General features: G+C 40.1%; 9 protein-coding genes. All 9 read left to right on the top strand.

Going from position 1 to position 16,192, the window contains the following annotated elements; genetic code table 11:
* Positions 1-10 precede the first annotated feature (10 nt).
* The 9 genes from B4Z90_RS24380 to B4Z90_RS24340 all read left to right on the top strand — a co-directional run bounded on the left by B4Z90_RS24380 (position 11) and on the right by B4Z90_RS24340 (position 16,174).
* A complete protein-coding gene (locus B4Z90_RS24380; RefSeq protein WP_182982993.1) occupies positions 11-1,381 on the top strand; it encodes an IPT/TIG domain-containing protein in 1,371 nt (456 codons plus the stop codon).
* A 108-nt stretch (positions 1,382-1,489) separates the two neighbouring features.
* Positions 1,490-4,579, top strand: coding sequence for a SusC/RagA family TonB-linked outer membrane protein (locus tag B4Z90_RS24375; RefSeq protein WP_286774755.1), 3,090 nt, complete (start codon positions 1,490-1,492; stop codon positions 4,577-4,579).
* A 10-nt stretch (positions 4,580-4,589) separates the two neighbouring features.
* Positions 4,590-6,593 (top strand): RagB/SusD family nutrient uptake outer membrane protein, encoded by a 2,004-nt coding sequence (locus B4Z90_RS24370; protein ID WP_182982995.1) that lies wholly within the window; start codon positions 4,590-4,592, stop codon positions 6,591-6,593.
* 22 nt (positions 6,594-6,615) lie between these two features.
* Positions 6,616-7,617 carry a DUF4973 domain-containing protein gene (locus B4Z90_RS24365; RefSeq protein WP_286774756.1) on the top strand — a complete coding sequence of 334 codons (1,002 nt, stop codon included), beginning with the start codon at positions 6,616-6,618 and terminating at the stop codon, positions 7,615-7,617.
* A gap of 210 nt (positions 7,618-7,827) precedes the next feature.
* Complete coding sequence (locus tag B4Z90_RS24360; protein WP_286774757.1) at positions 7,828-8,172, top strand: hypothetical protein; 345 nt, start codon at positions 7,828-7,830, stop codon at positions 8,170-8,172.
* Between the two features lie 577 nt (positions 8,173-8,749).
* Positions 8,750-9,373 carry a hypothetical protein gene (locus B4Z90_RS24355; RefSeq protein ID WP_286774758.1) on the top strand — a complete coding sequence of 208 codons (624 nt, stop codon included), beginning with the start codon at positions 8,750-8,752 and terminating at the stop codon, positions 9,371-9,373.
* Between the two features lie 1,389 nt (positions 9,374-10,762).
* A complete protein-coding gene (locus B4Z90_RS24350; protein ID WP_286774759.1) occupies positions 10,763-11,305 on the top strand; it encodes an RNA polymerase sigma-70 factor in 543 nt (180 codons plus the stop codon).
* A 102-nt stretch (positions 11,306-11,407) separates the two neighbouring features.
* On the top strand, positions 11,408-12,439 hold the full coding sequence (locus B4Z90_RS24345) for a FecR family protein (RefSeq protein ID WP_286774760.1): 1,032 nt from the start codon (positions 11,408-11,410) through the stop codon (positions 12,437-12,439).
* Positions 12,440-12,571: 132 nt separating this feature from the next.
* On the top strand, positions 12,572-16,174 hold the full coding sequence (locus B4Z90_RS24340; protein WP_286774761.1) for a SusC/RagA family TonB-linked outer membrane protein: 3,603 nt from the start codon (positions 12,572-12,574) through the stop codon (positions 16,172-16,174).
* Positions 16,175-16,192: the final 18 nt, after the last annotated feature.

Below are 16,192 nucleotides of genomic sequence, written 5' to 3'. Positions count from 1 at the left end.
TAATGAAACCATGAATTTATTAAAACGTTTTGCAGTTTTATTTCTCTGCTTAACTACATTTTACAGCTGTAAGACAGAGGACGTAGATACAGGAGTTTTTGACTCAGGTAAACAGGTAGAATTTTCAGACTATTCGCCCAAAACTGGAGCAATGAGAACCCGTTTGTTCATTTATGGGCAAAATTTTGGTACTGATCTTTCTAAGATCCACGTTTCGATTGGCGAAAATCCCCTCACGGTAATTGGCAGTGATGGTAAGCAGATTTATTGTATGTTGCCGTCACAGGTCGGTTCGGGACAGGTTAAAGTACGCATTGATAATGGTGCGGGTACAGATCATACATTTAGTGATCCCTTTGTCTACAAAGCTACGCAAACAGTGGGTACTCTTGTTGGGGGAGTAGATGAAAAAGGAAATTCGTCCATTGTAAATGGCTCATTTGATATAGCACGTTTTGGAAATCCGAGCTATATACTTTATGAACCTAAAGAAAATAACTTGTTTGTTGTCGAAGCAGCAGCTGCAGTTCGTAAAGTTGATTTGAACGAACGTATGGTTTCGACGTTGATTACCAATGGTCAGGCTTATTTCAGTAAAATACAGACTATCTCCTTAAGCTTTAACAATGATACTTTGTATTTGGTAGATGATAATGGTAAATCCGATAAAAGTCGGGTCGCTATTGCCTATACATTGCGTTCGGAAAATTACCGTCGTGTACACCCATATATTTACGATCGTACGAGTTACAACTGTGCACAGCATCCGGTTGATAACGTCATGTTTTTTAATACATATTGGGGCGGTGGTATACAAAAGGCTTATCAAGATCCCGTAACAAAAGAGTTAACCTCGAAAGAACTGTTTCTGGTAACCGGAAGTGGAAATAATGTGGGACCTAATATTTTTTTCCATCCATCGGGCAATTATTGCTATTTCATGATACAACGAGCCATTTGGAAGAGCAGGTATAATTGGGTGACTAAAGAACTTGAAACCCCTATTCTTTTTGCAGGGCAGTATACGAGTACGAATGATGATGTGGATGCGGTAGGTACTTCGGCCCGATTTGGCTATCTGCGTCAAGGTGTTTTTGTGAGAAATCCGGATTATGCTGGTCAGGAAGATGAATACGATTTTTATGTTTGCGATATCAATAATCATAGCATTCGAAAAGTGACCCCACGCGGTGAAGTGACGACTTTTGCAGGTAAGGGAAGTCCTACTCCGGATGGTAGTAAGAATGGTTATATCGACGGTGATTTACTAAAAGAAGCTCGTTTCAATAAACCGAATGGTATTGCATATGATGAAGAGCGCAAGATCTTTTACATTACCGAAGAAGATAATAAGCGTGTCAGAACAATTAAGACAGAATAAGAGATATAGTTAAAATTATAGGATCAATTTATTAACAGGCAATCTATTTAGATGCTGTTGAACAAGAGCTGTTCTAGCGCCTATTATATTGCTGAATCAAAAGGTTATATGAAAAGTGTAATATTAACCATGTTGTGGCTATGGGTATATATAGTCCCGCTATTTGCCCAACAGGAAAAAATAGAAGTGATGGGAAAGGTCACGGATATAAAAAGCGCTCCATTATTGGGTGTTTCTATTACAGTAAAAGATCAGGCGGGTCTGGGTGTTACTACGGATGCTGAAGGAAATTATAAGATGAAAGTGAATCGGTACCAAACGTTGGTCTTTTCATCGGTCGGATACGAGAAAAAAGAGGTCTTGGTAAAAGATAAATTGACTATCAATGTTATGTTACAGGAATCTGAATCCAACGCACTGGAAGAAGTAACCATCACTGCTCTCGGTCCCCAGAAAAAAGTAACGGTAACGGGTGCAGTGACAACCGTAGATGTAAGTACTTTGAAAACACCGTCTTCGAGTATCACCAATGCACTGGCGGGTAATGTAGCGGGAATTATGGCGATGCAGTCTTCTGGACAGCCTGGTAGCAATGCGTCTAAGTTTTGGATCCGGGGGATTTCCACCTTTGGTGCCGGTACAAGTGCTTTGGTACTTGTGGATGGTTTTGAACGTTCATTGAATGAAATCAATGTCGAGGATATCGAATCATTCTCTGTATTGAAAGATGCATCAACTACAGCAATTTATGGTTCACGAGGCGCAAATGGTGTGGTCTTGATCACAACCAAACGCGGAAAGAGCGGAAAAGTTTCGATTAATGGCAAGGTGGAAGGTACATATAATACTCGCACTTATACACCGAAATTTGCGGATGGATTGACCTATGCTTCGCTAATGAATGAAGCGCGTACCACACGCAACCAAGCACCTTTTTATACGGAAAGTGATCTTAGTTTAATCCGTGAGGGATTGGATCAGGATATCTATCCGAATATCGATTGGATGAAATTATTGTTAAAAGACGGCGCATATACCAAGCGGGCAAGCCTCAATTTGGATGGTGGTGGTACGACTGCACGCTATTTTGTGTCCGGAAGTTATATTGACGAAGGGGGAATGTATTCGACAAAAGATGCGTGGGAAGGTTACGATACAAATGCAAATTATAAGCGCTGGAATTATCGTACAAACGTGGATATGGACATCACCAAGTCTACATTGTTACGTATAGGGGTGAGCGGTTCCTTGGATAAACAAAATCTTCCGGGTGCTACCTATAATGAGATTTGGAATTCATTAATGGGTCAGAACCCGATCTCTGTCCCATTGCGGTATTCAAATGGCAATATGTCGTCGCGTGGGTCAGGAGGCAAAAATAACCCGTGGGTATTAATGACCCAAATGGGCTATATCGAAAACTGGAACAACAAGATCCAGACGAATGTGACGTTGGAACAGAATTTTGATTTTCTTACCAAGGGGATGAAATTTATCGGACGTTTTGGGTTCGATACCAATAACAAGAATTACATCCGTCGGGTGAAATGGCCTACAGGTTATCAGGCGGAGCGCAATCGTGGTAATGCAGGCGAGGTTATATTTAAGGAAGTCGTTGCGGAGCAATTATTAAAACAGGAGTCTAGTGCCAATGGCGACCGATCGGAATTTTTGCAGGCCGAACTGCATTATAACCGGGACTTTAAAGATCATAAACTTGGTGCCGTTATCCAATATAGTCAGGATAAACAGGTCAATACTTCCAGTTACGGTACAGATATTATGCAAGGTATCGAACGCCGCAACCAACGGTTGGCAGGTCGCTTTACCTATGGCTACCAATACCGCTATTTTGTGGATTTCAATTTTGGATACAATGGTTCCGAGAATTTTGCCAAAGGGCACCAGTTTGATTTGTTTCCGGCAGTATCGGGTGCATGGAACGTGGCAGAAGAAACTTTTATCAAAAAGAATCTGAAGTGGGTAAATATTTTCAAGATCCGTTATTCGTATGGTAAGGTCGGAAATGACTATATGGAGAAGAATGGAAAACGTATTCGTTTTCCATATTTAGCAACTTTTACTAATGACGAAAATACTACCAATGGATTTAATTGGGGAGATATTGAAAGTAATAACAGTTATAAGGGGTTGACATATAATCAGGTATCGTCAAATAGTGTAACCTGGGAGGTCGCAACAAAACATGATTTGGGATTAGACTTTTCGTTTCTGAACGATAAGATCGGCGGTACCTTTGACTTATTTCATGAACAACGTGATGGTATTTATTTGCAGCGTGACTATGTACCTGGTATTATCGGTATCAGTGGTTCTGCACCGAGCGCTAACGTAGGGTCGTCCGTCTCCAAAGGTTTTGACGGGTCTATGAAGTTTACCCAGCGATTTGGTGAAGCAAGTATTACTTTACGTGGTAACCTCACTTATAGTAAAAACAAAGTGCTGGAGGCAGATGAGCAATATAGCAATTATCCTTATACGACAAAGGCAGGTTTTCGGGTTAGGCAAAACCGTGGTTTAATGGCGCTGGGATTGTTTAAAGATTACGAAGATATCCGCAATAGTCCCACGCAAATGTATGGTCAGGTCATGCCGGGCGATGTAAAGTATAGAGATATCAATGGTGATGGTAAGATCGACGATAATGATATCGTACCGATAGGTTCAACACCATATCCGAATTTAATTTACGGATTTGGTTTGTCCGCAATGTGGAAAAATTTTGATTTCAGTGTGCTGTTTCAAGGTGCTGGAAATTCCTCTTTCTTTATCAATGGATTTACCATATATCCCTTCAGTCAGGGTGACTGGGGTAATATCTTGTCGGATGTACCAGAGTCTAACCGTTGGATATTGGGCGAGAATGAGGACGTAAATGCCGTATATCCGAGATTAAGCTATGGTAGTGATGTAGGTGCATCCAATAATTTTCGGGCTTCATCGTATTGGTTGCGCAATAGCACCTATCTAAGGATCAAGAATATGGATGTTGGGTACACCTTGCCAAAAACTTTTGTAAACCGTTATCATATCAATAATTGTCGGTTTTATTTTATGGGCACCAACTTGTTGACATTTACAAATTTTAAATTATGGGATCCGGAAATGAATAGTTCAAACGGACAGCAATATCCTTTGTCAAAGACATTTACCGTTGGTATGACACTTACTTTATAATGAGAATATCATGAAAAGAAAATATTTTTTATATGCGCTATTGGCAGGTTCAGCATTTGTTACGAGTTCCTGTAAGGATTACCTGAGTGTGGATCGTTTTTTTAGTGATACGCAAAGTGAAGAACGTATTTTTAACAACAAAGATTATACAGAGCAGTGGTTGGCAAATTGTTATAAACAATTATTGGATTTTAACCTGGAGATCGGACATAGAAACTATACCGTAAGTAACTTTTCGGACGATATGATCTTCAATGAAGGGAGTAACGGACAGGTATATCGGGCGTTTAAATTCGGAGAATATGATTATACGTGGCTAAAAGATTCTTGGTACCAGTCTTATGCCGGTATTCGCCAAGCTTCGATCATGATTTATGCCGTTGATAACAGCGGAAAGTTTAGTGTTGAGCAGGTCCGCGACTATAAAGCACAGGCTCGCTTTATCCGAGCGTATTTGTACTGGCTATTGTTGCGTAAATATGGTCCAGTGCCAATTATGCCAGATAAGAGCGTAGATTATGATGTTGAATATGATAAGCTTTCCTATCCACGGAATACCTATGATGAAGTGGTGGATTTTATATCATCTGAAATGGCCTTGGCAGCAAAAGATCTACCGATGAAGCGCGACAACCGGAATATTGCACGTCCTACAAAAGGAGCTGCACTAGCTACACGGGCGAAAGCTTTACTTTTCGCAGCAAGTCCGCTGGCTAATGGGAATTCAGAAATGTCGGACTTTGTAGATGATAAAGGTAATCCGTTAATTTCACAACATTATAATGAGGCAAAATGGGCAAAAGCTGCGGCGGCGGCAAAAGATGTGATGAATTTAAATGTCTATCGATTGTATACATCTAGTCGGCAATCAAAGGGTACTTCTGCTTATCCTGCTACAATCGCACCGCCGTATCACGCAGAATATTCCACCCGTAATTTTCCGGAGGGTTGGGCAGATATCGATCCGTTTGAATCCTACAGGGCATTGTTTAACGGGGATTTGTACGCCTATGAAAATCCCGAAATGATCTTCACCCGTGGAGAAAACCAAACGGATGCATCTCATGGTATAATGGCACTTTCGCGCCACGAAATGCCGATATCCATCGGTGGATATAACTGCCACGGCTTGACGTTAAAACAGGCAGACGCTTATGAGATGAATGATGGAACGCCATTTGACCGGACGGCAATTCTTGCAAAATATGGTCAGGCGAATATGTTTGTGAAGAAAGACGAAGTCAGCAAATTTCAACCGTTATTGGAAGGAGTGTGGAAAGAGTTCGCTAATCGTGAGCCTCGTTTTTATGCTTCGGTAGCATTTAATGGTTCGTTTTTTGCAGGTGCCAGCGCTACACAAAATATTTCTTACCAGAATAAACAGGTCTTTTTATATCGTAGTCAGACTGATGGACGCATAAACGATAACAACTGGCAACCCACAGGAATCGGGATGCGTAAATACGTCAATCCAAACGATAATCTGACCGGTAGTGGTAAAATATTGCCAAAAGTAGAAATAGCTATCCGCTATGCGGATATCCTCTTGATGTATGCCGAAGCGGTCAACGAATTGAATGGATCTTACTCAATTCCTACATGGGATGGTTTGGGTACACATACCCTCAGTCGGAATGTTTCTGAAATCAAGTCAGCGATAGCACCTGTTCGTATCCGTGCCGGCGTACCTGATTATGATATGAGTATTTACAATGAGCAAGGCTCCCTTCGTCAGAAGATCAAACATGAAAGACAGATAGAGCTGTTGGGTGAAAACCAGCGGTACTATGACTTGCGTCGTTGGAAAGATGCTTTGGTGGAAGAGGGGCAGCAAATATACGGCTATAATACGTTGATGACGAAAGATAATGCGGAGCGCTTTTATGAAATTGTGCAGGTTCCTTTGTTGCAAACTTCGTTTTCAAAGAAAATGTACTTCTGGCCAGTAGATTGGGACGAATTGCGGAAGAATAACCGTTTGACCCAAGCCCCGGGATGGCCATCATTTGACTAATTTAATACTGTATTTGACTATTATGAAAAATCTATTTATATCCATACTGATCGGCTTTAGCATTGTTGGCCTGAATTCATGTAATAAAGAATACAACGATGAACTATATAGCAACATGATTTCGCTTAAGGCTCCCGTTGACGGTACAGGCTTGTACCCGATCTATTTGCGTTACAATCCAAATGGGATCATTAAATATGACTTGCCGGTTCTTCTTAGTGGTTCCCTAGATAGCGATAAGGATATCGACGTTAAGATAGGAGTCGATATGGATACATTAGCGATCTTCAACTATCAGAAGTTTCAATACCGTAAGGATCTTTATTATAAACAATTGACGGAGCAGTTTTATGAACTACCACAGCAATCAGTCCGTATTGCCAAAGGAACGCATACCGCAAATTTTCCGATTACATTTAAGTTTGATAACCTGGATTTGGTGGAGCAATGGGTCTTGCCTATAACCATTCAGGACGATGCAGCGTACAAGCAAAACTATAGAAAAGGGTGGCGTAAGGCCTTGTTGTACATAAAGCCATTTAATAACTATTCAGGACTATATTCTGCGACAGCGATGAACATCTATTACGACAAAGAGACGAAAGATCAGATGGTCGTCAGTAATCGTACAAATTGGGTCGTAGATGAAAATTCGGTTTTTTTCTATGCGGGCATTACCGACGAACGGGATATTAACCGTTCAAAATACAAGGTTATTGTCGACTTTGGCGAAGCGACTGAAGATGGTTTCGGTACAAAAAAAGGACTGCTGACTGTAAAAGCTGTTAACAACGATATTGGATTTTCTGTGATCGGACAGCCCACGTATGATATCCGGGATACTCCAGATAAGACACAGCCTTATGTCTTACACCGATATATTACCATGAAAATGGAATATAAATATAGTGATATCACGTCGGTGCCCGGTAAAGTATTAAACTATCGGGCTACAGGTACGATGACTATGGAACGTAAGCTCAATACCTTAATGCCCGATGAGGATCAGGCTATTCAGTGGTAAAAATAAGTATTTAAGCTTTATTTCAATACCAATCAGAAGATGGACAACTATCGTATGATGGCAAAATCGGGTATCGTAAAAGATAGTTATGTGATTGCAAAATGAAACTTGATACCCGCGGAAATTACATTCAATTGTTATGTCGCAAAAGTATAGGGATCATACAGTCGCGACCATATTATGTCGCTTTTACGGCAGCTATGGATCAATATGAGATTATTACAACTAAATATCAAAGTTTTTATCTGTCAGATCATCTTTCTGGTATGGATAAAGGCTTTTATGACCGGTATAATTTTTCATGATATAGAATGTTCTGTGGGATGTACTGCTGAACTCATTTTCAATTTAATGGGTCAGACTAGAGATTCGGCAATTGCTGAATTCATCGACGGTTCGAAAGCATATGCTATTATTGAGCAATTGAACGATCAAGAAATCAAAATATGTATTGGAGAGTATTCAACCTTAAAAGGTCTGGTAGTACCTAAAGGAAGTTGGCGTTTGAATTATGAGTGTAAACATAAGTTATGGAAAGTCATCTCTGAAGTTTAACTTATCTCTACTAATAATTTTAATGATATTTGCTTCCATTCACACTGCCTTCTTATATTTTGAGAAGTAGGATTATATTGGGATGATGACAGCTTTACCATCCATTTTTCTAATGCTATATACCAAATGGCTCTCCAAATATTAAAGACAAAATCTTTGACTGATTCGGAATATACATGAAAATAACTCAGACTTTGATGAGCTCGCAATAAAAGCCGAAAAAGATGGAAGTTGCTTTTCTCTTTTCGCAAAAAGGTAATGGAGATTTGTATTTATGACCCTTCATTTCTCTTCTTTAGGCTGTATTGCATTTTTACATGCTGCAATCCAAAAGAGAGGGAAGCATATTTTATAAAATGTACTTCAAAAGTCAGGAAGGAATTGAGTAGGTTGAAAAGTCTACTTCGAATATCCTCAATTGGAGGCTCCAATTTAGTTTTTAAAAGCTTTTTGAGACTATTTTGATCGAGTAAAAAACTCATTTGGTATAGGTCAATTATGAGTTCGTCGAGAATATTTGAGATTGTGTCTAATAAAATATATACTTACTGTGAGAATTGAACCATTATAAATAAACATGAAAGCAAATCGAATCCTAACAATCTTTTTTTTAGCAACCACGTTATTATTATTTAATTTTTGTTCCCAGTCAAGAGAAGATAAATATATCGGTTATTGGATAGAAGATGGTAAGGAACATTCGGAAATCCTAGAAATAAAGAAGGAAGGTGATAAACTATATCTGAATAGCAAGGATATAGATGCGCCAGCCACATATAATAAAAATGAAAAAACTCTTAGCGCTCAAATAACCAATGGTTTTGCGTCGGTTACAATATTAATGAATCTCCTTGAAGATACTGATAAAATGAAAATGAGTATCGGAAACAAAGGAGCCGATTTTTCAAGAGCATCTAAAGAAAAAGCAGAGGAATACAAGAAAGCTCTTGACACCTATTACGATCCTGACTTTTTTGTAGGTGAATGGAGAAGTGAAATAGAACAGGAGAAGCCATTAAAACTTATAAAAGAGGGCAATTCGTATTGTTATATCAGTGATTTCCTTGGAAAAAAGAAGCTTACTTACGATAGCAAAAAGCATCTCCTGATCGGAAATATAGGAATTACAACAATAACTATCTGGAGAAGTGGTGATCAAGAAATTACTGCTTACGGTAAAAAATACAGGAAAATAAAGTAAAAGCATTTTGCAAAGAGCTCCATTTTTTACAGCTCTTTTTGGGGGGCTAAATAAGAAATTTTACAGAAATATACTTTAAAAGGAGGACTATTTTACTTTTTCAAAGAATATATTACATTTGATCAATCAAACTTGATAAACCAAAAATCACTTTCTTGTATTCAGCACACTCATGGTAATAGGTTGGATAACTTTTCCATCTTTTTTAGTCTTGCAATTGCTAATCAGTATTATGATCTTAACACTCCTCGCTTCTTGGCTCCTACAGGTACCTTGGTAACGGCTGAGGGCAACAGACCATTGAGCTGGCCTTTATAGAACTAATAATAGGATTGCTTATGGTTTGTTTCACAAAGTATCCTGATGAAGATGAACTGATCCCCAAGTTGAGATTAGAATTTTGGCAATGAGCTGTACTAATAAATTATGTAGTGCTATCGGTATTGAACATGGCATACTATGGCCTTGACTTTTTAATGAGGGGTATCTAGAAGGTCATAAGTATCTTGATTGTTTTTTTGAGCTTCTATTTTGGAATGTTTCAATTGGAAAAGAACCTGAATCATGATGATAAATAATTCGCTATGAAAAACTCATTAAGAATAAAACGAGCAATAAAAAATATTCCCAGGCTGAACTTGCAGATCTAGTAAAAGTTTCCAGGCAGAAGATCAATACTGTCGGACCCTGAAAACATGTCTCTTCTTTAATATTAGCATTGAAAATTACAGTGGTATTTGAGGTTCTGGCGGAGAAAGTGTTTGAACTGGAAGATTCTTAATATTTAGCGTCCCGGTTCTTCCCGGCTTTTATGGCGTATCTGCATCTTTAAAGGAATGCCGAAAGGTTTTTATCATAGATTTTGTTTTTTGCTATATATTCAATAGCGAGATCTTAACTGTCCTTTTTATTTTAACGCTGATCTTCAATCTTGTATAAATTCAAAATTCGCAGATATTAGTTTTAGGAATTTTTCTGAATTCGTTCTGCTAAGTATAATACATGAAAAAAGGATATCAAAAATTATTTATATATAATCAGCTTTTTATTAATCGCTGGCTGATCTCCATAATTCGCTTTCTTCAAGCTAAAGATCAATTTCAATCGGCTAAGGGAAGGTCTTTTTTATAAAAGAGATTAGAAGTATTTGAATAGTTTTATTTTTTATGCCATAGTATGTAGGCGCAGGAGCAAACAACGGCCTATAGTTTTAATCAAAAGATAATATTAAGATAATCATCATTGAAAGGAAATTGATTTTTTTTTATATACTTTCGTGCAATTGTTTTATTCTGAGCATACAAAAGAGCTAGGCTTTATTTCATGTTCAGAGAAGGGAACTGCATAATATTTTAAGCAGGCATGGTATGAACGATAAATCAAAAGAAGATGAACCGTTACCTATCTCGACTTCGTGAGGGGGATGAACAGGCATTGTCTGAGCTGATGGACGAATATTTTATATCACTATGTGATTTCTGCAACTGGTTTATCGATGATATGGCTGTTTCGGAGGAGCTTGTAGCGGATGTATTTTATACAATTTGGAACAAACGTCTAACATTGGAAATACATACAAGTTTGAAATCATACCTTTATACATCTGTCAAAAACAAGGCCTTAAAGAAAAAGAAAAACCTTTCAGTTTCTAGGTCGGTGCAGCTGGATGGCATTACTTATGAGGCGGTGGAGCCTAACAATGCCCTAACAAAAATCATATTAAAGGAGCTTAATAGCGATATTGTAAACCTGGTCCAGACACTTCCGGAGAAACGACGAATTATTTTTGAACTTAATCGATTCGAATCTCTTACCTATAAAGAGATTGCAGCATTATTGCAGATATCGGAGAAAACAGTGCACAACCAAATGAGCCTTGCTATAAAATTCTTGAGGTCACAGGTAAACTTACTCCTGAATGATATATACTAAAAATCCTATACTTTTTAAATTGTTGTTTTTTTAATGATTTGTTAACCTTTCCAGACGGGAAGAAATTGTCAAAAAGGGATCCTATTCGTAAAAACGAGTAGAATGGATGACAGCGAAATTTGGGAACTTATTGCCAAGCAGCTTTCACAGGATTGTAGTGCTGAGGAAGAGGCAGAGCTGGTATTATGGCTAAGTAGCTCTGAAGAAAATCAGCGGCAATATGATGACGTAATGCTTCGATGGGTCGAAAGTAAGCGCGAAGTAGACCCCGAACGTTTAGCACGTGGTAAGGCACTTGTTTTTCAACGGATCGAGCAAGATAACAATCAAAGAAACATCGGTCAGGTTCTGCCCAGCGGCCGGTGGAAAACGTTGTTTGTCTTTAGCGGAGTTGCTGCGGCCTTATTACTTATTGTACTAAGCTGGTTTTTCTCAACAGAGAATAAGATCCAAGGGCAATCAGCTGACCTAAAAAGGGTGGAAAATAGCGGTGAACCCATACAGATCATACTCCCGGACGGCAGCAAAATCTGGCTCAATAGAGGAGCTGAGGTTCGGTACTCGGAGGCATTTTCAGGGAAAACACGTGAAATATTTTTAGATGGGGAGGCTTTTTTTCAGGTAAAAAGAGATGAGTCCAAACCATTTATCGTCCATGCCGGATCCTTGACGACACGTGTACTGGGAACCTCTTTTAATGTTAAAGCATACTCTGAGCGATCGGGAGCAGAAGTAACGGTGTCCTCCGGTAAGGTATTGGTTTCCGATTCCACCGGTGTCATTGGAAATTTGGTGAAGGATGAGCAATTGTCCTATGAAAAGGCTACAAAAAAGTTTACCCGTCAATCTGTTAACTCGGTTAATACAGCCCTGTGGAAAGAGGGAGAACTCATTTTTGATGCTGAAAACTTTGGTGAGGTAGCGCAAATTCTTGAGCGGAGATACCATGTGCATATACAATTCGACGATAATACGATCAAAAACTATCCGATTTCTGCGCGATTCAGCAAGGAGGAATCCTTGCAACAAATATTCTATATGCTGGGGCTTGTAACCAATACAGAGTCCATATTCGATGGGAGGATCAGCATACGGATACGCAGAAAGAACACTAAAAATAATGTGCCTATGTAAAAATGCCTATGTAAAACAAGTGAAATCACTGTAAAAAGAGAGCCAGATTGAAAATCTGGCCCCTGATGTCTTTCGTTACTGTCAATAACGAAATAAATAATCTATATGATTTATCAAATCACTTCAAATTTAATGAAAAAAAATTATTATTTAAGCCTTACGCACTTCTGTAAGGTTCATTCATGGCGTCCAACGCGAACTTTTCCGCTACTGGCACTGGCATTAGCACTGAATATCCAGAATGGCCAAGCCAATACTGAATATAGTTTCCAGAATGACGGAAGAAAAATAACGCTTAGTCTGCAAGTTGGATCTTTAACACAAGCGCTTAAGCAATTGGAAAAAGCTTCAGGTCAGAAGTTTGTCTATAACCATGCTCAAACAGAGCCTTTCAAAATTAAGAAACAGGAAATTTTAGATATGGATCTTAATGCAGTATTGGGCAAACTGATTGAGGGAACAAATTTGACCTTCAAATATGTTGGAGAAAATATTGTGATTTTACCAAAAGAAACCAGACAGGACAGGGTGATTTCTGGGAAAGTTCTGGATGCCCAAGAACGGCCTGTTTCTGGTGCGAGCATTGTTGTAGATGGATCTGGAGCGGGAACTGTATCCGATTTGCAAGGGAGATTTAGTATTCCGGTTCCTCAGGGGAAAAACACGTTGAAAGTGCGATTTATGGGGTATATAACCAAAACGGAACAAATTTCCGCTTCTCAAAACAGTCTGACCGTTTACCTGCAGAAAGAAGCTATTGATCTCGAAACGGTCGTAGTAGTGGGCTATGGTACCCAAAAGCGTGTTAATTTAACAGGAGCTGTTTCTGTTGTGACAGGTAAGGATCTTGCAGATCGTGTGGCTCCCAATGTTGGAAGTATGTTACAGGGTGCTGTAGCTGGCCTTAACGTGACCACAACTGCGGGTAAACCTAGTTCTACACCGGAACTCAATATACGAGGAATTACATCGATCAACAAAACGGAGCCATTGGTATTGATTGACGGAGCCGTCGGTGATCTGAACCGTATCAACCCTGGGGATGTTGAATCGATCTCCGTTATTAAAGATGCTTCGGCGGCAGCCATTTATGGTGCGCGTGCCGCATTCGGGGTGATTTTGGTGACGACTAAGAGCGGTAGCAGTAAGGAAGGTAAGGCCGTTGTACGCTACAGTTCACGGATGGGTTGGGAAGCACCCACTACTTCGACTGATTATGAATATAGGGGATACTGGTCGGTATTTCTTGTTAACAAGTTTTGGCAAGCCGATTCTGGAAACAAATACATCCAGTACACTGACGATGATATGGCAGAGTTGTGGGCACGGGTGAACGACAAAACAGAAAACCCAGAAAGGCCGTGGGTGGTTGAGCAGGTACGCGATGGCAAAAATCGATGGCTCTATTATGCCAATCAGGACTGGTGGAACGGGCTATTTAATCAGAAGCGTCCCAACCAGCAGCATAGTATCTCGGTCAGCGGAGGTTCGGGTGACATAAAATACCTAGTTTCGGGATCCTATCTTCGGGAGCAAGGTATCCAGAAACATCATCCCGATGTGTTTAATCGCTATAATATGCGCTCTAAAACAGATTTCAAAATCAACAAATGGGCAACCTTGTCGAGCAATATTTCACTGTACAACTCCAGGTATAATAACCAGAACGGTATAGATGGAGTTATTAGTAATGCTGCCAACCACGCTTTGGCAAATTTCCCTTTTTTCAATCCTGATGGATCGGGTATCTACGATACAGACGGTTTAATAGGTACTTACAAGGTGGGAAACGGGCGACAGATTATGCTAATCAATGGTGAACATCCCACGATTAATACCGATAACGATTTATCTGCCACCACACGTTTGGTCATCACTCCACTAAAGAGCCTATCTATTACGGGTGACTTCACCTATCGTTTTTTTCAGGGCCGTAGCACAGCACGGGGTAACAATCTGGAATATCGTGTATTTCCCGATGGTCCCATGGAAAGTTACACCACGGGAGCAGGTCAAAATCAGTTAACCGAAAATTTCAGTACCAACAATTATAAGTCGTTTAACGTTTTTGCTAACTACAGTGAGGTATTCAGCGATGTGCATCACGTGTCTTTAGTTGGGGGGGGGAACTACGAAACCCGTCACACCAAAAACGTTCGCGCGAGCGGCCAAAACCTTGTGACAACCGGAATAGACGATCTTGCTCTTGTAGGTACCGATGACAATGGTGCTGTGATCACAAGCGTAGGAGGCGGACAGAGTGAGTATGCGCTGATGGGTATCTTTGGTCGTGCCAATTACGACTATAAAGGCCGCTATTTAGCTGAAGTAAGTGGTCGTTACGACGGTACTTCTCGCTTTGCTCCCCAAAGCCGCTGGGGATTTTTTCCTTCGGCTTCCGTTGGATGGAGAATTTCGGAGGAGCCATTCTTCAAGCAAGCAATTTCAGGTAACTTGATAGACAACCTTAAGTTGAGAGGTTCTTTCGGAAGTTTGGGCAACCAGAACGTATCAAGTTATTATGCCTATGTTCGAACGATATCGATCAGTAGTCTGAATAACCTCTTTGGGGGAACCACACTATCCAGGCAATCCTCATTGGGTGCACCTCTGGCCGATGATCTTTCCTGGGAGACAGCTCAGCAATGGGACCTTGGGCTGGACCTGAATATGTTGAAAAGCAGGTTAAGCATAACCAGTGACGTTTACATACGAGACACAAAAGATATGCTTACTGCCGGTGTTGCGCTGCCGGCAGTCTATGGAGCCTCCCCTCCCCAGATGAACGCAGCCGACCTACGTACCAAGGGGTATGAACTGACTTTTAACTGGAGGGATCAGTTCAATCTAGGTGGTAAACCGTTTGAATATAATTTGGGTTTTAACATAAGTGATTATAAAACCATCGTTACCAAGTATGATAATCCCGAAAGGTCATTTGCAAAGGAACATTATGTAGGTGAAGAATGGGGGGAAGTATGGGGCTATAAGACTGATGGTTTCTTTAAAACGGACGAGGAAGCAAGACAATACGCTCAGGAGGTAAATCTGAGTCTTCAATCTTCACGTCTTACAGGAGGCTGGATGGCGGGAGATCTTAAGTTTTTAGATCTAGACGGCAATCATATCTGGGGAGTAGGAGCCAATACAGTAGATGATCCCGGTGACCTTGTGAAATTGGGTAATTCCCTTCCATCACTTTCCTTTGGTATTAATATGGGCATGCGCTGGCGCGGCTTCGATGTATCAACGATGTTCCAGGGTACCGGTTCTCATCAGGTTTATCTCAATGGCAATGCGAGAGATTTTTGGGGCCATTACTCCGCTTCCTATGGATCGTTTATGCCTTATAACTTTATTGATAAAGTTTGGTCCGAGGATAATCCCAATTCTTACTTTCCAAGAGCGCGGGCCTACTCAGCAACAGGTGGTTATCTATCCAAGACTAATGACCACTATCTACAGGACATCCGGTACTTACGTTTGAAGAATCTGACTGTAGGATATACGGTACCAGGCTCACTTTTCAAAAAGTTAGGTCTTGACCAGTTCAGGTTCTACTTCTCCGGTGAAAATCTGGCATACTGGTCGCCTTTGAAAAAGAATACCGTGTATCTAGATCCTGAAGCTGCGTATACTCTGCGCAACAAGCAGATGGCCGATCAAGGTGGCAATGCACAGGGTATTTACCCTTGGGCCAAAACTTTTATGTTCGGTCTGGATATCACTTTTTAATATTAAAATACGATAAAA

Origin of the sequence: Sphingobacterium sp. UBA5639, from assembly GCF_002421245.1 — a bacterium.
GTDB lineage: Bacteria > Bacteroidota > Bacteroidia > Sphingobacteriales > Sphingobacteriaceae > Sphingobacterium > Sphingobacterium multivorum.
This window is presented reverse-complemented; position numbering and strand designations above follow the sequence as displayed.